Here is a 19,839-nt window from a genome sequence, read left to right on the forward strand (position 1 = left end):
GGAGTAGAGCAGTATATGAGTGCCACGAGTTTCAAGAAGCGCCAGGTCGGTCGCACCAGCCTCGAAATCACCGAACTGGGCCTTGGCGGCGCGACGCTCGCCGGCATGATGGGCAACGAAGTTCCCGACGAGCAGGCGCGCGCCCTGGTCTCAACCGCGCTCGATGCCCGCATCGGCTACTACGACACTGCTCCTCACTACGGCGACGGGCGCTCCGAGCATCTGATGGGCGATGCCCTGCGCTACCGGCATGATGACGTCGCGATCTCCACCAAGGTCGGCCGCATGCTGCGGCCGGTGCGCTCGGAAGCGACGCGGTCGGTGCCGCGCGGCTGGACCTATCCGTTCCCGTTCGAGATCGCCTACGACTACACCTATGATGCCGTGATGCGCTCCTATGAGGACAGCCTACAGCGGCTGGGCCTTGGCCATGTCGAGATCCTGCTCGTCCACGACATCGGCACGAAATCCCACGGCGAAGAGGGTTACAAGAAGCACTGGGCCGACCTGGCTGGCGGCGGCTACCGGGCGCTCGACGAGCTGCGCCGCAACGGCGACATCAAGGCCATCGGCCTCGGGGTCAACGAAGTGCCGATCCTGCTGCAGTCCTTCGACATCGGCGATTGGGACGTGTTCCTGCTCGCCAACCGCTACAACCTGCTCGAGCAATCGCCGCTCGAGACCCTGTTCCCCACCTCCGCCGAGCGCGGGACGTCGGTGATCGCGGCAGGCCCCTTCGCCGCCGGCATCCTTGCGGGCCTCAACATTTGGGGACCCGACACCGGCCGCTACCAGGAAGCGCCGCCTCATATCGTCGAGAAGGTGAAGGCGCTCACCGTCCTCTGCGACGCCCACAAGATCCCGCTAGGGGCCGCCGCCCTCCAGTTCGGCGTCGCTCACCCGACGGTCGTCTCGGTGCTGACCGGCCCGAAATCCCCAGCCGAGCTCGACGGCATCCTCAAGTGGTGGAACACCCCCATCCCCGCCGCCTTCTGGGACGGTCTGGCCGACCAAAAACTGGTTGATCCGGGCACCCCGCTGCCCAACGGCCGCATCGCCTAGTGGCCGCGACGGCCAAGGTGCTGATGATGGACGTCGACGGCGTGCTGGTCAGCGGCCGCCCGACGGATGGCAGGCATCTGTTCGCCGAGCTGGAAACGGATCTCGGCCTGTCGCCCGACAGGCTGAGGGAGGTGTTCTTCACGCCGTTCTGGGAAGCCATCGTCACCGGACGCGAAGGACTGACCGAGCGGCTGGCGCCAGTGCTGATGGAGATCGCCCCCAAGGTCTCCGCCTCGAGACTGATCGCCTACTGGTTCGAGAACGACTCGCGGGTCGATCAGGCTGTGCTCGCAGCGGTGAGGCAATACCGCCAGCGAGGCGTACCGGTGTTCCTCGCCATCAACCAGGAGCACATGCGCGCTGACTACCTGATGCAGAAGGTGGGCCTCGGCGACCACGTCGACGGCATCATCTACTCGGCGGCCTTGGGTTGCCGGAAACCGGCCGCAGAGTTCTTCGACCAGGCCGCGGATATCGCAGGCGCGGACCCGACCGACATTGTGCTCGTCGACGACACCCTCGCCAATGTCGAGGGGGCTCGGCAGCGAGGCTGGTCCGCTGTGCACTGGACCAACGAGCGGCCGCTGGTCGAGGCTCTGGCGCCGTATCTGGGCTGAGGCCTAGAGCCCCACAGCATCCTCGAGGTAGTGTCGGCGGATGCCAAAGAAATCCTTGGCGTCCGCCAGTTTCCTGAGCGGCGCCGCATCCTTGCCGCGCTTCGTTCTCGTCGCCACGATCAGCACGTTCTTGGGCGTATGCACGTCCGAGATGAACTCGAACACCTTGGTCGAGTAGCCGAAGTGCTCGAGGATCATGGCGCGCATCGCGTCGGTGACCATCTCGGCCTGGCGCTCGAGGAAGATGCCGTGGCGGGTGACGAAATCGAGCGCATTGCCGTGGTTCGAGGTCTCCATCTCGCGCCGGATCTGCTTGTGGCAGCACGGGGCGACGACGATCAGCTCCGAGCCGGCGGAGATGCCCTTGGCGATGGCGTCGTCCGTGGCGGTGTCGCAGGCGTGCAGCGCGATCAGCACATCGGCTCCGGCAGAGTCGAAATTCTCGATGGTGCCCTGTTCGAAGCTGAGATTGCCCACGCCGGTAGCTGAAGCAGTCTCGTTGCAGAATTTCACGAGATCGTCGCGGAATTCGACGCCAACCACCTCAGCCGAACGCTGCAAGTTCTGCCTTAAATAGTCGGCCACGGCGAAGGTCAGGTAGCCCTTGCCCGCCCCCATATCGACCACCCGCTTCAGCCTATCCTCCGGGATCGCCTTCAGCAGCGGCCCGAGGATTTCGACATAGCGGTTGATCTGCCGGAACTTGTCGCCGGCCGCCTTCAGCACCGTGCCATCGGCGCCGGTGACACCCAGTTCGGTGAGCCAAGCCTTGCCCGCGGCAGGGATCGGACGAGCCTTGGCGCGGTCGTGCTCGAGCGAGGCCGGGGCCTTGCTGGTCGGCTCGGTCTGCTTCAAGCGGGGCGATTTGCCCTGGCTGTCGAACTGCAGGTCGAACGCTGTGGTGAACAGAAAGGCCTGGTGAAAGTCCTTTTCCATCAGCCGCTTGAGCTGCCCGATCGCGCCGGCTGGTGGATGGTTCTGCGTCAGGTCGCGGGTCTGGTGGTGGAAGGTGAAGCTGAGCTTGATGTCGCCGCGAATGGTCGCGGGCTTGATGTCGACGCTCTTCAGCGTCTCGTCGGCGCCGAACGGCAGGCGCAACGCCAGGCGCACGAAGCTGCCATCGGCGACGGCGCTTTCGAGGGCGGCGAGGAACTGGTCGATCTTGGGGAGGCTGGTATCCATCACCGGCATATAGGCCGAGCCGGGCGAAAACGCCACCGCGGAGCTACTCCTGCCCCTGCTCCACCTTGCCGAGCACGTCCTTGACCTTGGTGTTGATCTGGTCGAGCGAGTACGGCTTGGGCAGGAATTCGACGCTCTGGTTGTCGGCAATGTCCTGCCGGACATTCTCCTCGGCATAGCCTGAAACGAAGATCACCTTCAGCTCAGGCATCCGCTCGCGCACCTTGGTGAGCAGCGTCGGGCCGTCCATCTCGGGCATCACCACGTCCGAGATCATCAGGTCGATCTTGTAGTCGAGCTCCTCCAGCACATCGAGCGCCTCGTCGCCGGAATCGGCCTCGAACACCTCATAGCCGGTAGTGCGAAGCGCGCGGGCGGAGAAGGCGCGCACGCTATCCTCGTCCTCGACGATGAGGATGCGCTCGTGGCCGGTGAGGTCCTTGACCTGTGCCACCACCTGCTTGACCGGCGTCTCGCCCTCGTTGGGGATGTAGCGCGGCAGGAAGATGCGGAAGGTCGTGCCCTTGCCGACCACGGAGTCGGTGTAGATGAAGCCCGACGACTGCTTGACGATGCCATACACCGTCGAAAGGCCGAGGCCGGTGCCCTTGCCGAGTTCCTTGGTGGAGAAGAACGGCTCGAAGATCTTCTCGAGGATTTCCGGCGGCATACCGGTGCCGGTGTCTTCCACCTCGATCAGCACGTAATCGGCCGGCGGCATGCCGGTATAGGTGAAGCCCTGCGCTTCCTGCTCGGTGACGTTGCGGGTGCGCAGCGTGATGGCGCCGCCGTTCGGCATGGCGTCACGGGCGTTGACCACCAGGTTGACCACCACCTGCTCGAGCTGCACCAGGTCGGCTTTCACCGGCCACACGGCGGCGGAGTGCTCGACATCGAGGGTGATCTGTTCGCCGATCAGGCGCTTCAGCAGCACCGTCAGGTCGTCGAGATGCCCCGGCACCTCCAGCACCTGCGGGCGCAACGTCTGGCGGCGCGAGAACGCCAGCAACTGCCGGGTGAGGCCGGCGGCGCGGTTGGCGCTGTTCTTGATCGACATCAGGTCGGCGAAGGACGGGTCGCCTGGCTTATGCTTCAAGAGCAGCAGGTCGGTGAAGCCGATGATGGCGGTGAGCACGTTGTTGAAGTCGTGCGCCACGCCGCCGGCGAGCTGGCCAACGGCCTGCATCTTCTGGCCCTGCGCGAACTGCGCTTCGAGCTTGCGCTGCTCGCTCATATCGAGGGCATAGACGTTGATCCGCTCGGCGGCGCCTTCGGCTTCCTCGGAGCTGGAGACGTAGAGGCGCACGGCGTGATCGCTGCCGCGCGTGAGCGTCGCGTCGACCGGTTCGATCTCGGAACGGCTAGCGAGCGCAGCGTTCACCGCCTTGGCGAAGGCATCGCGGCTGCCTTCGGCGATGAGGTCGGCCATCGGTTCCATGTCGATGGATTTGTCGTTGCCCGACCAGTCAAAGATACGGCTGAACGGCGCATTAGTGCGGATGATCCGGCCGGACTTGTCCAATGTCGCGATCGCGAACGGGGTGTCGTTGAAGAAGCGCGAGAAGCGGACTTCCGAGGCGCGAAGGGCCTCTTCCTTGTCGGCGCCCTGACGGCGATCGAGCACCAGCGTGCGGGTCTCGCCCAGCTCGCCATCGGCGAGGCGGGCGGCGCGGTGCATCAGGCGCACCGGGAAGCTCGTACCGTTGCGGCGGACAAGGTCGATATCGATGATCTCGGTGCGAATTTCGCCGTCCGAGCGGCCGCGCATCAGCAGGCTCGCACCGTCACCGCGGACGATGTCGTCGAGCCGGATGGCGGTGGATTCGAACTCAGCGAGGTCGTAGCCTAGCCAGTCGGCGAGGGTCGAGTTGAGGTACTGCACTCTGCCCTTGGCATCGGCGGAGAAGAAGCCGGCCGGGGCGTGGTCGAGATAGTCGATAGCGCGCTGTAGCTCGAGGAAGGCGTTGTCCTGCCGCTCGCGGTCGCGGGTGATATCCTCGACGGTCCACAGCACCAGCGGTTTGCCGCCTTCGTCGATGGTGGGGAGCGCGCGCACGCCGACCCGGTACCAGAACGGCTTGGTCGAGCCGCCAACCGAGCCGCCGAGGCCGCCTATGATGCGGATGTCTTCGATGGCCGGGCGCCCATCACGGGCGGCACGGGCGAGGCGATAGACCGCCTCCGACGCCTCGGGCTCGCCGGCGAACAGCCGCGGCACCGAGACGGGAACGCCATCGGTGAGGCCGCCGGCGAACTCGCCGTAGTGGGCGTTGACGTAGCTGATCTTGCCTTCGCGATCGGTGACCAGCGCGCCGAACGGCAGGCTGTCGACCACGGCGCGGCTGAGGGTCTGGGTGTCCTCGCTGGCCGAGAAGCGGAACAGGCCCGCCGCGATGGCGAAGAGGCAGAAGACGCCGACGACAGCGAGCAGACCGAGGAACACCAGGATCAGGTCGGCAGGAATGCGATCGCCCATCGTCGCCAAGAGGATGGCGCCGGCGATGAAGAACGCCGCGAGCGCGACGACGCGCCACAACCCGGCGCTGCTGCGGCCGCGGTTCATCAGCGGGTTGGGATAGTTATCCTCGTCGAGCGGCAGAGGTGCCATGCGCTTGGTGGTGCCCCGGGGAAAAACGCGCCGAATCGGCCTTCTCAAGGTCTAGCAAAGCCACAAGTCGGTTGGGTAGCGACAAAGGTGTTATCCCCGATGCGCAGGGCAGATTTGTGGAGGATGCTCAAGCAACTCGCTTGCGGCTAGCCCGCCGGCTTCCAGCCGCCCTTGCTCCGCTTCAGCCGCAGCACGAACCCGATGACTTCGGCGACGGCCTTGAAGTGCTCGGCGGGGATGGTGTCGTCGATGTCCATCGAAGCGTAGAGGGCGCGGGCGAGCGGCGGGTTCTCGACGATCGGGACGTCGTGTTCCTTGGCCAGTTCGCGGATGCGGAAGGCGATGGCGTCGGCACCCTTGGCCACACATTGCGGAGCGGCCATGTCGCTGTCGTATTTCAGCGCCACCGCGAAGTGGGTCGGGTTGGTGATCACCACCGTCGCCTGCGGCACGGCGGCCATCATGCGCTTCCGGCTGCGCTCCATGCGGACCTGCCGGATACGGCCTTTGACCTTGGGATCGCCTTCCTGCTGCTTGTATTCGTCGCGCGTCTCCTGAACCGTCATCTTCAGCCGGTTCCACCAGCGGCTGCGCTGGTAGACGTAATCGGCGATGGCAACGATGGTGACCACCGCCAGCACCGCGCCGAAGATGCTGAGGCTCAGGTCCATGAACTCGGCGGCGATCATCGCCGGCTCGAGCTGGATCATCATCTCGAGGCTATCGATCTTGGGCGCCAGCACGAACCACAGGACGGCCGAGACCACCGCCAGCTTGATCAGGCCCTTGACGAAGTTGACCAGCGCTTCGGTCGAGAACAGGCGCTTGGCGCCCTCGAGCGGGTTGATCTTGGAGAATTTCGGCTTCAGCGGATCGAGCGAGAGCAGCGGCCGGTGCTGGATCAGGTTGGCGGTTATGCCGAAAGCCGCGATGACGATCGACGGCAGGATCGCCACCATCAGGATCGAGCCCGAGAGGTTCCCCCAGAACGTCGCCAGCGCCTGGCTGCCGACCTCGAACTTCTCGGCATTGCCGAGCAGCACCTTGAGGGTCTCGACGAGGCTGGCGCTGGTCGGCCCCGCCATCATGGCGAAGACCAAGGCGGAACCCGACAGGATGAACCAGTTGTTGACCTCCTGGCTCTTCACCACGTCGCCCTTCTCGTGGGCGTCGCGGAGCTTCTTTTCCGAAGGATCTTCGGTTTTTGATGACTGTTCCGGGGCTTCGTCGCTCATCTAGCGAACGCCGCGCAGCATGGCGAGCACGCCCTCGAAATGCATCAGGTAGAGGCCCATCATCATGGTCAGCAGCAGCGCCATGAGGATCAGCCCGACGCCGACCGTCGCCGGCATGGCGATGAAGAACACCTGCAGTTGCGGCATCAGCCGGCTGAGGATGCCCATGCCCAGGTTGAATACCAGTCCGAACACGATGAACGGCGCTGACATCTGTACCCCGATGACGAAAGCGCCCGCGACGGTATCGACGACCGTTTGCGCCGCGTCGCCGAACATCAGCGGCTCCTTGGGGGTGAAGATCATGTAGCTGTCATGGATGGCCGACAGAGCCACGTGATGGAGGTCGGTAGCAAAGATCAGCGTGATGCCGAGGAAGCTGAGGAACGCGCCGATCAGCGCCCCCTGCATGCCGCCATTGGTGGGATCGGCGGCCTGTGCCACCGAGAGGCCCGACGAGGAAGCGATGACGGCGCCGGCAGTCTGCGTACCGGACACGGCGAGCCGCGCGATGGCGCCGAGGATCAGTCCGACGGCGATCTCGTGCGTCACCACCACGACGATTTCGGGCAGATTGGTCGGCAACCCCGGCAGTTGGGCCGAGATCAGCGGATAGAGCACCGCCGACATGGCCAGCGCGAACCCCAGTCGCATGCGAGCCGGGATGGCGGTTTCGCCGAGCGCAGGGATCAACATCAACATGGCGCCGACGCGGGCGAAGATCAGCAAGTAGAAATAGGCCGTTTCGGGCAGCCAGTTGAGCGAGATCATCGTCAGCTGCCGGCGATGATCATGTCGGCGAGCTTGGTCATGTAGCCGCTGAGGATCGCGCCCATGAAGGGCAGCGCCAGGAGCATGGTGACGAAGATCGCAAGAATCTTGGGCACGAACACCAGCGTCATTTCCTGGATCTGGGTCAGGGCCTGGAACAGCGCAATGACCACGCCCACGACCAGCCCGACGATCATCATCGGTGCGGCAACGAGGATCATCACCCAGATGCCCTCACGGGCGAGATCGAGAACTGTGGCGCCGGTCATTCGCTACTCCTACCGCGAGTCGCGAACCGTCAGATCGGCATCCGCATGATTTCCTCATAAGCCGAGATCACCCGGTCGCGAACCGTGACCATGGTGTCCATGGCGAGTTCGGTCTGGCTGATGGCGGTGACCACGTCGACCATGTCGCCCTTGCCGTTGACCATCTCCATCGCCTTGGTGTCCGCGACCTTGCCGCTATCGACCACGCCTTGCACGGCCTGGCCGAGCATCTTGGCGAAGTCCTGCCCGCCCCCCAGGTCGGCGACCTGGTTGAGTAGCTGTGGCTTGCCGCCCTGCCCCATGAGCTTGGCCGCGTTCGAATAGGCAGCCGTGGCGGCGTTGATTGGAATGGCCATCTGGGAGGCTCCGGAAAGGCGCGTCAGCCGCGCAGGATGTCGAGGGTGGAACCCAGCATCTGCCGGGTGACGGTGACGACGTTGAGGTTGGCCTCGTAGCTGCGCTGCGCCTCGCGCATGTCCATCGTCTCGATCAGCGTGTTGACGTTGGGATAGCGGACATAGCCGGTGGCGTCGGCGGCCGGGTGGCCGGGCTCGTAGCGTGAGGTGAAGTCGGACTGGTCGTAGGCGATGCGGCCGATCTCGACCTTGGTTGCGCCGAGCTCGTTGTCCATCACCGCCTTGAAGGTCGGGATCTTGCGCCGGTAGGGGTCCTCGCCCGGCGTCTTGCCGGCAGAATCCGCGTTGGCGAGGTTTTCGGCGATGACCCGCATGCGGGCCGTCTGGGCGTGGAGGCCCGTCGCCGCGATCTTCAGGGACGAGAGAAAGTCGTTCATCGCTTAGGCCTGCTTGCCGAGGGCGGTTTTGATGAGCTTGACCGAGCGCGTATAGAGCGCGGTGATCGCCTGGTAGTCCATCTGGTTGCCGGCAACCTTCATCATCTCGTCCTCGAGCGTGACGCCGTTGCCTTCGGGGGTGATCTCGAAGCTGTTCATCGAGCGGGCACCGAACCCGTCCGAGTCGGTGCCGGCGACCGAGATGTGACCGGGCTGGGTCGCCACGGTCGCGATCTTGGTCGTCGACAGGTTCTTCATGTGCTCCTCGAAGCCATAGGCCTTGAGGTCGCGACCGCGGTAACCGGGCGTGTCGGCATTGGCGACATTTTCGGCGAGCAGGCTCTGGCGCGCCTGGTGCCACCGCATCTTTTCGCTGATGGCGTCGAGCAGTCCTAATTTCATGGTGAGGTGGGTCCGGAATCCCCTTAAGAACTGGGCAAATCCTGCCTACCAGACGTTAACGAGACATTAACCACGAGCTTCTTCACGGCCAGATGTCTCGCATTTTGCATAATCTTGGCGCATTACTCGGCAAGAAGTTCCACTGATTTGCGTTCGGATGGCCACCCCGAGCGGACAGGGAGTCGGCACCATGCAGTTCATGACGAGTTTGCTCGGGGAATCGGGGGGAACGATCGTTACGTCGGTGCTGGCGCTGGGCATCGTCCTGGTGCTGATCGTCCTCGGCCTGTGGGCCCTGAAGCTCGTCACCCGTACGGGTACCGTGGTCGGCCGCGGCCGCAACCGGCGGCTCAGCGTCATCGACCACATGCAGGTCGACGCCAAGCGGCAGTTGCTGATCGTGCGCCGCGACAATGTCGAGCACTTGATCCTGACCGGCGGACCGCAGGATGTCGTCGTCGAAACCGGCATCCCGGTTGAGCGCCCGCCCATGCCGGCGCATCGGCCGGCGCATCTCGAAATGCCGCCACCGCCCACCCCCACGCTCACCAAGTCCGAGATCGAGAAGCTGCGCGAGTTCGTCCGCCCCGGCGGGGCGCGCAAATCGACCTCGCTGCGCCATACCGGCCTGCTGCGCCCCGTGAGCACCATGGAACCCGCGGTGATTCCGATGCCGCCGATGACTGGGGATAACTCCGGCCGCGGCAAAGCCGACTCAGCTACAACGCCCGCAGGCATGGACAACGGGCGGGCTGCGCTTGGCGCTCAACGCAATCTCGGGGACGAACCCAAGGCGGAAACCCGGTAACCGCCCGGCGCTTCGGCGCGTCCTCACACTCGTCGCATTTTTCGCAGCCCTGATCCTCCCGGGTTTTGCCTTCGGGCAGGACATCTCGATCGATTTCGGCAACGATGCGACGATCACCGAACGGGCGGTTCAGCTCGTCGGGCTGATCACGTTGCTGTCGCTGGCCCCGTCGATCCTGGTAATGGTGACGAGCTTCACCCGCATCGTCGTGGTGCTGTCGCTGCTGCGGACCGCCATCGGGCTGCAGAGCGCGCCACCCAACTCGGTGATGGTCAGCCTGGCGCTGTTTCTCACCATCTTCGTGATGGGGCCGACGCTGCAGCAGAGCTACGACAACGGCATCGCGCCCCTGGTGGCAGGCACCATCCCCATCGAAGAGGCCTTCACCAGGGCTTCGGGGCCAGTGCACGACTTCATGGCCGCGAACGTTCGGCCCGCCGACCTGCAGTTGTTCTTCGACATGTCGTCGACGCCCCCGCCCGCCGACAGCGCCGCGATCCCGCTGCAGGTGCTGATCCCGGCCTTCATGATCTCCGAGTTGCGGCGCGCCTTCGAGATCGGGTTCCTGTTGTTCCTGCCCTTCGTCATCATCGACATGGTGGTGGCGTCGGTGCTGATGTCGATGGGCATGATGATGCTGCCGCCGGTGGTGATCTCACTGCCGTTCAAGCTGATCTTCTTCGTGCTGGTAGACGGCTGGCACCTCGTCGCCGGCTCGCTGATCCGCAGCTTCGTGAGTACCTAGGCCGCTCCGGGCGCCGACTTTTCGGGCACCATGGTCTCCGCGCTGCCATAGAGCTCGCGGTACGAGGCGAGGAACGCATCGAGTGAATCTGCGCTCGCCACCTCACGCGCCACCTTGCGGAACTCCACCGACTGCGGGGCGATGTCGCGGGTGACGTATTCGAACAGCGGCCACTCGGCCGAGTTCGCCATCTGCTCGGCGAACTTGGAGCGGATGCGCGACAGGCCGAGTTCGTCGCCGGCGAGGACGAAACCGACGGCCGCCTTGACCACGCTCATGCGGGCCGGCTGCGGCAGTTGCGTGACCCCGGGAGCTGGCGCGTTCAGCACTTCCAGCAGTTCGGACGCCATGGCGTAGTTCTTCGACTTCCAGTAGCCGTCGACGCGCAGGATGTCGGCGTCCTTACCGTCGAGCTTGGAGATCAGGTCGAGCGCCAGCTCCTGCCGGCCGGCATCGATCAGCGCGCGGGATTCGAGGATGCGTCGCTGCCGCTCGAGCTGCGGCGGCAGGTCGGCGAGACGGGTGCGGTTGAGCACCCGGAGCGCGCTCTCGGGGTTGCGGTCGGCGATGCGGATCAGCGCCAGGTCGGCCGCGACCTGCGCCTGCGCCACCCCGGTGAGGCGGCTGTCGATCTGGTATTCGAGCAGGTCCGCCGCCTGCGTCAGCAGGTCGACTTTCACCAGCCGGCGGGCAAGATTGCGGATCATTTCGTCGCCGCGCGCACCGGGCGGCGTGAGCTGGCGGAAATCGTAGTAGAGCGACAGCGCGTCGAGATCGCTCAGGGTATCGGCGGCGCCGTTGAGGTAGAGATCCTCGAAGGTCGATTGGGCCTCGCTGAGCAAGGTGTCGGTCGAGGCGCTTTCGGGGAAACTGGCGGCAGCCTGCTTCACCGCATCGAAGCCGTCGCGATAGTCGCGGTTGGCGAAGTAGAGTTCGGCCAACAGCTTCTGCATGTCGGCTTCGAGCGCCGTCCCCCGCCACATCAGCGCTTCGGCGGAGAGCGTGTCCGTGGCCTTGGCGAGGTCGACCTTGCCTTCCTTGCGCAGCAGCAACAGCGTTCGGTAGACGGCCTCGGCGCGGGTCGGGCGGAAGTCGTAGGCGATCACCTGGCCATAAGTGTCGACGGCGTCCTGGTCGTGCCCTTCGAGCTCGGCAACGCGACCCTGCATCAGCTGGAAGTAGCTGACCTGCTCCGGGTCGAGCATCGGGAAATCGACCTCTGCGACTAGCCGCAGCGCCATTGGGGTATCGTTCGTTTCGACCGCCGCCCGCAGCGCCGCGAACAGGAACTTGATCTGCACCCAGGAGGGATAGGTGTCGGCGATGCCTTCGGCAGCCAGCGCATCTAGCCGCGCGCCGCGGAAATCGCCGGCGTCGGTGCGGGCGATGGCGCGCCACAGCAGAGCATCGCTCTCCTCGGGGAAAGTGCCGCTGTTGAGCGCCGACAAAGCGTCGCGCCAGCGTCCGGCCAGCGTATCGGCAATGGCGCGCACCAGCTTGGTCTTCTTGCGCAGGTCTTCGCTCTTCAACTCCGCATCGAGGACACCGAGCACGCCGATGGCCTCGTAGGAGAGATCGTTGCCGACATAGAGCTGCGCGAGGTCGAGCCGCGCCACATCCCTGAGGCGGCCTTCGGCACCGGCGGCCCGGGCCATGGCCTCTTCCTTGCGGGCGGTGAACTTTTCCGGGTTGTCCTCGCGCCAGACGCTGAGATCGAGATAGCTCTGGCGGAACTCCGGGGAATTGCCGGCATCGAGCTTGCGCGAGGTTTCGAGCGCCGAAAGCGTCAGGCCGGATTTGGCGGAGATCACCGCCACCTTCTCTTCGATCTCGACGTCGAGATCGTCGTTGCGCGGCTTGATCACCAGCCCATGGGCCGAGCGCAGCGCATCGAAATCGACGAACTGCAGGTTGCGGGTCAGGCCACGGGCCGGCGGCATGACGGTAACAACGCGGAGCGTGTCGCCGACGACGGGGTCGCGCAGCACGTGCACCTTGCCCGGGCGCTCGATGTCGGCGGTCATCTCGAACCGGCCTTCCTCGTCGCGCTCGCGGTCCAGCGTCATCGGCTCGGTAGCGCTGAGCAGCGCGTCGCCAAGCGACAGCACCCAGGCCCGGCCCTCTGATCCCAGCGTCGCCAGCCGGTCGACCGCCAGGTCCATGCGGACCACCTTGGTTTCACCAGCGCTGACCGTCTCGACGCTCGTGGCGATGCTCGACAGCGCATCGGAAGGCGGCGGGGCAACGACGGACTGCGGGGTGTCAAAGACCATCCACACTGTGTCCCCGCGGCGGAACACCGCAGCCGGGGTATCGGCATCGAACGGGAAGGCGACGCGGACGGTATTGCCAACCGTCGTCACCGACGGCGTCACCACGCCACGCGTGGTGGGATAGAGATCGGTCGTATCGTCCTTGCCGATCTCGAGGCCGAGGCGCGCGGCGCGCCGCTCCTCCTGCTCGGCGGCGGCCACCTCGAGATCGAGGCGCGCCTGCTTGGCCTTCTCCTCGGCGGCGAGGGCTGCCTTAAGCCCCTCGGCCGGAGCGATATCCACGTCGATGACGAACTGGCGTGGCGACAGCTGGTAAAAGCGCGGCACCACGCCCTCGGCGACCGCAAAATCGATCACGGAGCCGGCGGGGCTGACGGCGTTGGTGGCGCCTTTGAATTCCGCCGGGAGATCGGCCTTCAACGCGTAGAGATCGATGGGCACCGGCCAGTCGAAGCCGAGGGAACCCTTGGTCCCCTTCAGCGCGAACTTGGCCTTGGCATCGACATTCCAGTCGAACTGGATGCGGAGGAAAGTCGGGTTGCGCCCGACTCGCACGGAGGCCACCGGCTTCAACGCCTTGGCCTCTTCTTCCTTGCGCTTCTGCTCGGCAAGCAGAGCGGCGCGCTGCGAACGATCCGCCAGCGCCGCGACCACTTCGGGCGGCAGGGACGGCGGAAGGCCGACCCAATTGGTGGGCAGCAGGTCGATATAGAGCTTCTCGCCGGCATCCATGCGGTTGATGTTGAAGGTCGTACGCAGTCCGATGCGGATGCCGCGTTGGTCCGGATCGACCCGCGCAATCGTCGCGTATTCGGGCATCGCGAGCGAGATGTCGGGAAGGAGGATGCTGATCGGCTGCTCGAACTCGATGGCGAGCACGCCGTTCTCGTACTTGACCTTGTACTTGGGCAGATCCATCCGGTCGGGGAAGGCGATGATCAGCCGGCCAAAACCCTTTTCGGGCGTGGCGAAGATCTGCGCCTTTTCCTGCGCCGATGCGAGGCTGGGCCACAGGCTGCAGGCGATCAAGAGCGCCAGCGCAACCCAGCGCCACGGGAACGCAAGCGTCCCTCGCCGATATGCGACCCGTGATGTCATGCCGGCTTCTGCCCGCCCTACACTCTTCTAGTGTGGCGAGCATAGGCAGGCGGGCTTAACGGGGGCCTAACCGGCACCGTCAGAAACGAGGAGAAATCGTGGCTTCAGCGGGAGTTACTGCCCGACGATCTGCGGCAGGCTGTTGAGGTCTTCGGCCGCGACGTCGAGGGTCGGCTCGGCCTCCTCGAGGGCCAGGCCGGACGTCAGGCTTTTCGCCTTCATCGGATCCATGCGGGCGAGGATCGGCGCCATCTTGCGCGGGTTCATGGCGCGCGCAACGCGCAGCAGCACCGGCATATCGAGCTGGTTGAAGATGGTCGCCGCTTCCTTGGGCTTCATCGTCTCGTACATGGCGACGATGCTGGTGAACTGCTCCTTCTCAGCAGACTTCTTCTCGTCGACCAGGGCATTGATCTTGGCCTCGATGGCCTTGAGCGTGGCGGTGCGCTCGTCCAGCCGCTTCTCGGCGGCCTGGACCAGCGCCATGCGCATATCGAGTTCCTTTTCGCGCGAGTCGAGGGCATCGCGGCGCTCGCCGAGCCGGCCCAGCAGGTCGGCCTCGCTACCGGCATCGACCGCCATCGGTGCCATCACGCCGGCGCTGTCCACCTCCATCGGCAGGGCGTCGCCGTGCTCGTTGACCGCGGCCGCGGGTGGGCATTCGACGACGCCGGCATCGGCTGCCGGGGCGGCTTCTGCGGGCGGCTCCTGGCCGGCAGCTTCGGCGGGAGCGTCCGGCGGACAGGCGACTTCCACGGGGGCCGCGGCATGGTCCGCAGCAGCGGGCTCTTCAGTGGGTTCGGTGGCGGCTACTTCGGTACCGTGAGCGCCGCCCTCAGCCGCATCCTCGGGACCCAATGGCAGCACCGGCGCGCCGTCGTCGAGCGTCGGGCTGGTATCGGCCATCGTGGCGTCGGCTGGCAGCGCCATCGTCGGATCGGTGCCGGCTTCTGCCGTTGCCGCGCCACCGCTGTGCCCACCGCCAGCACCGCCAGCTGCAATCGCGCTGCCCGTGCCGGTCAGCACATAGCCGCCAGTGGTCACCAGCCCGATGCCCTTGAAGAGCAGGAGCGCGGTGGCGGCAGCTATGACGACCGGGAGCAGGCGCGGCGTCTTCATCAGGCTGCGTTGCCCCTGATCCGGGGACGCATCGAGAGTTGCTGCAGCGCCGACTGCACCTTGTTGGGTTCATCGAGGCGATCGTCGAACGGCTGGGTGCCACGCGCGGCGCTGGTGATGCGGGCCAGCCGGTCCATGATCTGTTGGCCGGCGCTGACATGGTTGGCGAGTTCGACCCCGAACCGCTCCGCCTCGCCCAACCGGCTTTCCAGCACCGTCTCGGCCTCCTGCGCTGTGTGCTTCAGCTCCTGGATCGCTGCGTTCGCGAGACCGGTGGCCTGCACCAGATCGGCGACCATCTGCTTCAGCTCGCCGCGATCGGAGTGCAACCGCTTGAGGCGTTGGTTGAGGATCACGCAATATCCGATTGTCGTAGCGAGCAAAATCGTGACCAGCGTTTCGATCACGAGACCCAGCGGCAAACCGAACATCAGCGCCCCTCCCGTTTGTTTTCATCGATGGCCTCGAAGGCCGCCATCGTTACCTTCGGCCCGTTAAGCGGGCGCGACACGCGCACCGACACGTGGTTGCCGATGTGCCCCATGATCGCTTCGGTGAGTTCGACATCGCCGCAGCGCAGGCCGATCGGATCGGAGGGCGTACGATCGAACATCACGGTGTCGCCCGGCTGCATCGTCAGCACCCGGCTCAGAGGCAGGTCCATTTCGTGGAGGATCGCGTCGACCTCGACATCGGCGGCAAAGATCTCGGTGGCGAGGTGGCCTTCCCAGATCGGGTCGCGGCCGAACTTCTCGCCCATATACATCTGCAGCAACTGCTCTCGGATCGGCTCGATCGTCGCGTAGGGCAAGAGGATTTCGATCTTGCCGCCGCGATCGTCCATCTCGATGCGCAGTTCGATTAGGATGGCCGCATTGGCCGGGCGCGAGATGGCGGCGAAGCGGGGGTTGGTCTCAAGCCGCTCGACCTTGAAGTTGACCTCGGTCACCGGCTCGAAGGCGCGGTGCGTGTCTTCGAGGATCACCTCGATCATCCGGCGGGCCAGCGCCATCTCGATGGTAGTGTACGGCCGGCCCTCGACGCGGATGGCGCCGCCGACCCGTCGACCGCCGAGCAGCACGTCGATCATCGAGTAGATAAGCGCCGAGTCGACTGTGAGCAGGCCGTAATTCTCCCACTCCTCCGCCTTGATCACCGAGAGGATCGCGGGCAGCGGGATGGAGTTGAGATAGTCGCCGAAACGCACCGAGGAGATCGAGTCGAGCGCGACTTCGACATTGTCTGAGGTGAAGTTGCGGAGCGAGGTCGTCGCCAGCCGGACCAGCCGGTCAAAGACGATTTCGAGCATCGGCAGACGTTCGTAGCTGACCAGAGCCGAGTTGATCAGCGCCTGCACGCCGGTGAGTTCGGCGCCGCCGCCGGCATTGGGATCGAAACCGAGCAGGCTGTCGATCTCGTCCTGGTTCAGGACGCGATCGGCCGCGCCGGCATCGCCCTCGTTCTCGAGCATGGCCGCCCACTCTGCGCCCAGCTCGTCCTCGCCGCCTGCAGCAGGCGACGCAGCCGAACTGCCGCCGTCGAGGCCCCAGTCGTCGGTGAGTTTGTCCTGCTCGCCCGGTCCGGCCATTACTGCACCAGGATTTCCTTGAAGAGGATCGAGTCGACCTGCGCCGGGAAGATTGCGATGTTGACGCGCCGGCGCAGCTCTTCCTTCAGCCGGTAGATGCCGGCCGAGCCTTCGAGATCGCTCTTGCGCAGTTCGCGCAGGTACACCTGGAAAGCGTCGACCACCTTGGCCATGCGCGGCTGGATCTCGGTCATCACCTCTTCATTGGCGACTTCGAGCGCCACGGTGAGCTTCATGAACTGCTCACGCTCGCCGTCGCCGCGCAGATTCACCGTCATGGTGGGCAGGTTGAAGATGAAGGTCTCGGGCACGGCCGCGAGGTGCGCCTCGGCGCTGGCATCCTTGGGGGCCGAGAACAGCAGGAAGTACGTAGCCGCACCGCCACCCAGCAGCACCGCGGCCGCCACGATCATGGCGATCAGCATGATGGGAAGCTTCTTCTTTACGGGAGCGGCGACTTCGCCGCCCTCGATATCGGCTTCAGCCGCCATGCCCCAAACCCCTGCCCCACCGAACGATTCCGGTCAGGATCGAGCTAATCGCCCGAGGGTTAACGATTGGTTACGAAGTGACCCGAGGCGGCACAAATTGCCGGGCAGTTTTTGCCACACGTCGTGCCCGGTGGAGTGCTTTGCCGAGCTGGCTTTCAGGCTAACTTGTTGATTTTTCTAATGATCGCGACTTGGCATGGTTGCTGCACTGTTAACAGCGAGCCTGACGGCCTGGGGAGGTCGGACGGCTCGGGGACTTAACGGGGACTTGGCGCCATGGAAAATGCGCAGCTTATCGGCCTGTCGCGGCAGATTGCCTTGCAGCGGCAAATGGACGTGGTGGCGAACAACATCGCCAACATCAACACCACCGGCTTCAAATCCGAACAGCTGCTGTTCGAGGAATACCTGATGCCGGTCGCCAAGGACCGCGACTTCCCGACCCTCGACCAGCCGCTGAGCTATACCGAGGACTGGACCACCATCCACGACATGACCGGTGGCGCCCTGGTGCAGACGGACAATCCGCTGGACGTAGCGCTTGATGGCGAAGGCTTCCTCGCCGTCGAGACCCCCCAGGGTGAGCGCTACACCAAGTCCGGCTCCCTCGCGATCGATGCCACCGGCACGCTGGTCGATCTCAACGGCAACCCGGTGCTCGGCAATGGCGGGCCGATCCAGTTCGCTGCCGGCGAGACCGACATCGCCATCGGCGAAGACGGCTCGATCTCGTCCAGCGCCGGCCAGAAGGGCCGCCTGCGCATCGTCGAGTTCGCCGACCCGCAGGCCACCGAGCGCGAAGGCAGCAACCTCTGGTCGGGCACCGATCCGATCGACGCGACCGCCACCCGCGTCCTGCAGGGCTCGATCGAGAAATCCAACGTCAACGGCGTCGGCGAGATGACCGAGATGATCCGCGTGCAGCGCGCCTACGAGAGCGTCGCCTCGCTGATCTCCAAGCAAGACGACCAGCGCCGCACGGCGATCCAGAAACTCGGCACCCTCAACGGCTGATCGGAGCACATAAGATGAAAGCCCTCTACATCGCTTCGACCGGCATGGCCGCCCAGGAACGAAACGTCGAAGTCATTTCCAACAACATCGCGAATATGCGCACCACCGGCTACAAGCGGGCGCGTGCGGAGTTCCAGGACCTGCTCTACCAATCGCAGCGCCGCGCCGGCAGCTCGACCTCCGAGACGGGCACGATGGCGCCGGTCGGTATCGAGATCGGCTCGGGCGTCCGCACCGCCGCCACGCCGCGGGTGATGAGCCAGGGCACCGTGGCGCCGACCGAGAAGGAACTCGACGTCGCCATCCGCGGCGAGGGCTTCTTCGTGGTGCAGATGCCCGACGGCCGCACCGGCTACACCCGCGACGGCTCGTTCGAGCGCAGCCCGGAAGGCCAGCTGGTCAATGTCGACGGCTACGAGATCCAGCCCGGCATCACGATCCCGGGCAACGCCAACTCGGTCTCGATCAGCCCGGACGGCACCGTGGAAGTGTTCCTCGACAACGACACCACCCCGACCACGGTCGGCCAGCTGCAGCTGGCGCGCTTCGTCAACAAGGCGGGCCTTTCCTCTGCTGGCAACAACCTGTTCCTGGAAACCGCCTCGAGCGGCCCGGCGCAAGTCGGCACACCCAACCAGGACGGCATGGGCGACCTGCTGCAGGAATATCTCGAAAGCTCGAACGTCAACTCCGTCACCGAAATCGCCGACCTGATCGCCGCTCAGCGCGCCTACGAGATGAACGCTCGTGTCATCTCCGGTGCCGACGAGATGATGCAGTCGGCAAGCCAGCTGCGCTGACCGGGAGAACCTAGATGCACAAGCTCATCCTCCCTGCCCTGCTCTCCCTCCTCGCCAGCTCCACCGCCTTTGCGGCGCCGGTGCTCAAGGCGGAAGTCTCGGTCAACCATCCGGTCATCACCGTCGGCGACATGTTCGAGGACGCGGGGCTCCTCGCCGAGCGCGCGCTGTTCCGCGCGCCAGCACCGGGCACCACCGGCATCGTCAGCCTCGATGCCGTGCGTGCCGCGGCGGCCAAGGCGGGCGTCGGCGACTACAGCCAGGATGGCCTGCTCAATGTCCGCGTCGAGCGCCGCGTCACGGTGGTGGATATTACGACGCTCTCGGGTCTCATCTCCGCCGACTTGGCACAGCGTGGGTTGCTGCCTGCGGGTGCCGAGCTTCACGCCCGCTTCGCCGATCCGGCGCTCAGCTTCAATGCCGAGGCAGTCGAAGCGCCGGTGACCCTGCTGGCGCTGCACTATCAGCCGGGCGCAGCGAGCTTTGTGGCCCGCTTCCAGATCGCCGGCGTCGAACTGCCGGTCGATGTATCAGGCAGCCTCGACATGCTGGTTGAGGTTCCGCACCTCGCCGCCTCGCTCAAGGCGGGCGCGGTGCTCGGCCCGAACGATATCGAGATGAAGCGCGTGCCGCTGGACTACGCCGACCAGTCGGGCATCGAGAACCTCGACGACCTGATCGGCAAACAGCTGCGCCGCAACTCGCGGGCTGGCGTGATGCTGAAGGCCGCCGATGTGACCGAGCCATTGGCCGTGCACCGCAATACCCAGGTGACCGTGCTGCTGCGCACCGGTCCGATGACTCTCACGGTGGTCGGGCAGTCGCTAGCCGATGCCGTGGTCGGCCAGCCGGTGCAGGTGATGAACACCGTTACGCGCAAAATCCTCAACGGCGTCGCGACCGCCAACGGCGCGGTGGAGATAACCACCGCTGCCACGAAGCTTCAGGTCGCCGGGCTGTGATG

The 19,839-nt window shown here is 65.3% G+C and carries 20 protein-coding genes; 7 read left to right on the plus strand and 13 right to left on the minus strand.

What is annotated here, in order from left to right; all coding sequences use genetic code 11:
- The first annotated feature begins 15 nt into the window (after positions 1 to 15).
- Together AC1DWU_RS08815 and AC1DWU_RS08820 are read left to right on the plus strand one after the other, a co-directional pair.
- The gene (locus tag AC1DWU_RS08815) at positions 16 to 1,062 is read left to right on the plus strand and encodes an aldo/keto reductase (protein ID WP_477149599.1); all 1,047 of its coding nucleotides are present in this window, start codon (positions 16 to 18) and stop codon (positions 1,060 to 1,062) included.
- A 23-nt stretch (positions 1,063 to 1,085) separates the two neighbouring features.
- A complete protein-coding gene (locus tag AC1DWU_RS08820) occupies positions 1,086 to 1,679 on the plus strand; it encodes an HAD-IA family hydrolase (protein ID WP_477149744.1) in 594 nt (197 codons plus the stop codon).
- 3 nt (positions 1,680 to 1,682) lie between these two features.
- Here the strand turns inward: AC1DWU_RS08820 and AC1DWU_RS08825 are convergent, their stop codons facing one another.
- From AC1DWU_RS08825 to flgB, 8 genes are all read right to left on the minus strand, one after another.
- Complete coding sequence (locus AC1DWU_RS08825; RefSeq protein WP_477149600.1) at positions 1,683 to 2,897, minus strand: class I SAM-dependent methyltransferase; 1,215 nt, start codon at positions 2,895 to 2,897, stop codon at positions 1,683 to 1,685.
- 7 nt (positions 2,898 to 2,904) lie between these two features.
- The gene (gene cckA / locus AC1DWU_RS08830) at positions 2,905 to 5,469 is read right to left on the minus strand and encodes a cell cycle histidine kinase CckA (RefSeq protein WP_477149601.1); all 2,565 of its coding nucleotides are present in this window, start codon (positions 5,467 to 5,469) and stop codon (positions 2,905 to 2,907) included.
- A 146-nt stretch (positions 5,470 to 5,615) separates the two neighbouring features.
- Positions 5,616 to 6,704 carry a flagellar biosynthesis protein FlhB gene (gene flhB, locus AC1DWU_RS08835; RefSeq protein ID WP_477149602.1) on the minus strand — a complete coding sequence of 363 codons (1,089 nt, stop codon included), beginning with the start codon at positions 6,702 to 6,704 and terminating at the stop codon, positions 5,616 to 5,618.
- A complete protein-coding gene (gene fliR / locus AC1DWU_RS08840) occupies positions 6,705 to 7,475 on the minus strand; it encodes a flagellar biosynthetic protein FliR (RefSeq protein ID WP_477149603.1) in 771 nt (256 codons plus the stop codon).
- A gap of 2 nt (positions 7,476 to 7,477) precedes the next feature.
- The gene (gene fliQ / locus AC1DWU_RS08845) at positions 7,478 to 7,744 is read right to left on the minus strand and encodes a flagellar biosynthesis protein FliQ (protein ID WP_477149604.1); all 267 of its coding nucleotides are present in this window, start codon (positions 7,742 to 7,744) and stop codon (positions 7,478 to 7,480) included.
- 29 nt (positions 7,745 to 7,773) lie between these two features.
- Positions 7,774 to 8,100 (minus strand): flagellar hook-basal body complex protein FliE, encoded by a 327-nt coding sequence (gene fliE / locus AC1DWU_RS08850; protein WP_477149605.1) that lies wholly within the window; start codon positions 8,098 to 8,100, stop codon positions 7,774 to 7,776.
- Between the two features lie 23 nt (positions 8,101 to 8,123).
- On the minus strand, positions 8,124 to 8,537 hold the full coding sequence (flgC, locus tag AC1DWU_RS08855; protein WP_477149606.1) for a flagellar basal body rod protein FlgC: 414 nt from the start codon (positions 8,535 to 8,537) through the stop codon (positions 8,124 to 8,126).
- Between the two features lie 3 nt (positions 8,538 to 8,540).
- Positions 8,541 to 8,939, minus strand: coding sequence for a flagellar basal body rod protein FlgB (gene flgB / locus AC1DWU_RS08860; RefSeq protein WP_477149607.1), 399 nt, complete (start codon positions 8,937 to 8,939; stop codon positions 8,541 to 8,543).
- Between the two features lie 190 nt (positions 8,940 to 9,129).
- Between flgB and AC1DWU_RS08865 the strand changes: the two genes are divergently transcribed.
- The gene (locus AC1DWU_RS08865) at positions 9,130 to 9,747 is read left to right on the plus strand and encodes a hypothetical protein (RefSeq protein WP_477149608.1); all 618 of its coding nucleotides are present in this window, start codon (positions 9,130 to 9,132) and stop codon (positions 9,745 to 9,747) included.
- Entirely contained in the window at positions 9,698 to 10,492 is a 795-nt protein-coding gene (gene fliP, locus AC1DWU_RS08870; RefSeq protein ID WP_477149609.1) for a flagellar type III secretion system pore protein FliP, read from the plus strand. The genes AC1DWU_RS08865 and fliP overlap by 50 nt, the downstream gene beginning before the upstream one ends.
- Here fliP and AC1DWU_RS08875 read toward each other — a convergent pair.
- The 5 genes from AC1DWU_RS08875 to AC1DWU_RS08895 all read right to left on the minus strand — a co-directional run bounded on the left by AC1DWU_RS08875 (position 10,489) and on the right by AC1DWU_RS08895 (position 17,061).
- Complete coding sequence (locus AC1DWU_RS08875; RefSeq protein ID WP_477149610.1) at positions 10,489 to 13,863, minus strand: hypothetical protein; 3,375 nt, start codon at positions 13,861 to 13,863, stop codon at positions 10,489 to 10,491. The two genes, fliP and AC1DWU_RS08875, sit on opposite strands and share 4 nt — an antisense overlap.
- Positions 13,864 to 13,977: 114 nt before the next feature.
- The gene (locus AC1DWU_RS08880) at positions 13,978 to 14,982 is read right to left on the minus strand and encodes a MotE family protein (RefSeq protein WP_477149611.1); all 1,005 of its coding nucleotides are present in this window, start codon (positions 14,980 to 14,982) and stop codon (positions 13,978 to 13,980) included.
- Positions 14,982 to 15,413, minus strand: coding sequence for a DUF6468 domain-containing protein (locus AC1DWU_RS08885; protein WP_477149612.1), 432 nt, complete (start codon positions 15,411 to 15,413; stop codon positions 14,982 to 14,984). The genes AC1DWU_RS08880 and AC1DWU_RS08885 overlap by 1 nt, the downstream gene beginning before the upstream one ends.
- Positions 15,413 to 16,570 carry a flagellar motor switch protein FliM gene (fliM, locus tag AC1DWU_RS08890; protein WP_477149613.1) on the minus strand — a complete coding sequence of 386 codons (1,158 nt, stop codon included), beginning with the start codon at positions 16,568 to 16,570 and terminating at the stop codon, positions 15,413 to 15,415. The genes AC1DWU_RS08885 and fliM overlap by 1 nt, the downstream gene beginning before the upstream one ends.
- Complete coding sequence (locus AC1DWU_RS08895) at positions 16,570 to 17,061, minus strand: flagellar basal body-associated FliL family protein (protein WP_477149614.1); 492 nt, start codon at positions 17,059 to 17,061, stop codon at positions 16,570 to 16,572. The genes fliM and AC1DWU_RS08895 overlap by 1 nt, the downstream gene beginning before the upstream one ends.
- A gap of 276 nt (positions 17,062 to 17,337) precedes the next feature.
- Here AC1DWU_RS08895 and flgF point away from each other — a divergent pair, with 276 nt between their 5' ends.
- Genes flgF through flgA form a run of 3 tightly spaced genes read left to right on the plus strand, consistent with a single transcriptional unit; the run spans position 17,338 to position 19,837 of the window.
- Positions 17,338 to 18,075: a flagellar basal-body rod protein FlgF gene (gene flgF / locus AC1DWU_RS08900; protein WP_477149615.1), complete on the plus strand. Its 738-nt coding sequence runs from the start codon at positions 17,338 to 17,340 to the stop codon at positions 18,073 to 18,075.
- A 14-nt stretch (positions 18,076 to 18,089) separates the two neighbouring features.
- Positions 18,090 to 18,875, plus strand: a complete 786-nt coding sequence (gene flgG / locus AC1DWU_RS08905) for a flagellar basal-body rod protein FlgG (protein WP_477149616.1) — start codon at positions 18,090 to 18,092, stop codon at positions 18,873 to 18,875.
- A gap of 14 nt (positions 18,876 to 18,889) precedes the next feature.
- Positions 18,890 to 19,837 (plus strand): flagellar basal body P-ring formation chaperone FlgA, encoded by a 948-nt coding sequence (gene flgA, locus AC1DWU_RS08910; protein WP_477149617.1) that lies wholly within the window; start codon positions 18,890 to 18,892, stop codon positions 19,835 to 19,837.
- Positions 19,838 to 19,839 lie beyond the last annotated feature (2 nt).

This window comes from Devosia sp. P2_G7 (genome assembly GCF_056403495.1).

Bases quoted from the DNA above. Each gene is read 5' to 3' on its own strand.
- fliQ (WP_477149604.1), bottom strand. From the start codon at position 7,744: ATGACCGGCGCCACAGTTCTCGATCTCGCCCGTGAGGGCATCTGGGTG.
- flgA (WP_477149617.1), top strand. From the start codon at position 18,890: ATGCACAAGCTCATCCTCCCTGCCCTGCTCTCCCTCCTCGCCAGCTCC.
- AC1DWU_RS08895 (WP_477149614.1), bottom strand. From the start codon at position 17,061: ATGGCGGCTGAAGCCGATATCGAGGGCGGCGAAGTCGCCGCTCCCGTA.
- flgF (WP_477149615.1), top strand. From the start codon at position 17,338: ATGGAAAATGCGCAGCTTATCGGCCTGTCGCGGCAGATTGCCTTGCAG.
- cckA (WP_477149601.1), bottom strand. From the start codon at position 5,469: ATGGCACCTCTGCCGCTCGACGAGGATAACTATCCCAACCCGCTGATG.
- flhB (WP_477149602.1), bottom strand. From the start codon at position 6,704: ATGAGCGACGAAGCCCCGGAACAGTCATCAAAAACCGAAGATCCTTCG.
- AC1DWU_RS08815 (WP_477149599.1), top strand. From the start codon at position 16: ATGAGTGCCACGAGTTTCAAGAAGCGCCAGGTCGGTCGCACCAGCCTC.
- flgC (WP_477149606.1), bottom strand. From the start codon at position 8,537: ATGAACGACTTTCTCTCGTCCCTGAAGATCGCGGCGACGGGCCTCCAC.
- flgB (WP_477149607.1), bottom strand. From the start codon at position 8,939: ATGAAATTAGGACTGCTCGACGCCATCAGCGAAAAGATGCGGTGGCAC.
- AC1DWU_RS08865 (WP_477149608.1), top strand. From the start codon at position 9,130: ATGCAGTTCATGACGAGTTTGCTCGGGGAATCGGGGGGAACGATCGTT.
- AC1DWU_RS08875 (WP_477149610.1), bottom strand. From the start codon at position 13,863: ATGACATCACGGGTCGCATATCGGCGAGGGACGCTTGCGTTCCCGTGG.
- fliR (WP_477149603.1), bottom strand. From the start codon at position 7,475: ATGATCTCGCTCAACTGGCTGCCCGAAACGGCCTATTTCTACTTGCTG.
- AC1DWU_RS08880 (WP_477149611.1), bottom strand. From the start codon at position 14,982: ATGAAGACGCCGCGCCTGCTCCCGGTCGTCATAGCTGCCGCCACCGCG.
- AC1DWU_RS08885 (WP_477149612.1), bottom strand. From the start codon at position 15,413: ATGTTCGGTTTGCCGCTGGGTCTCGTGATCGAAACGCTGGTCACGATT.
- fliE (WP_477149605.1), bottom strand. From the start codon at position 8,100: ATGGCCATTCCAATCAACGCCGCCACGGCTGCCTATTCGAACGCGGCC.
- flgG (WP_477149616.1), top strand. From the start codon at position 18,090: ATGAAAGCCCTCTACATCGCTTCGACCGGCATGGCCGCCCAGGAACGA.
- fliM (WP_477149613.1), bottom strand. From the start codon at position 16,570: ATGGCCGGACCGGGCGAGCAGGACAAACTCACCGACGACTGGGGCCTC.
- AC1DWU_RS08820 (WP_477149744.1), top strand. From the start codon at position 1,086: ATGATGGACGTCGACGGCGTGCTGGTCAGCGGCCGCCCGACGGATGGC.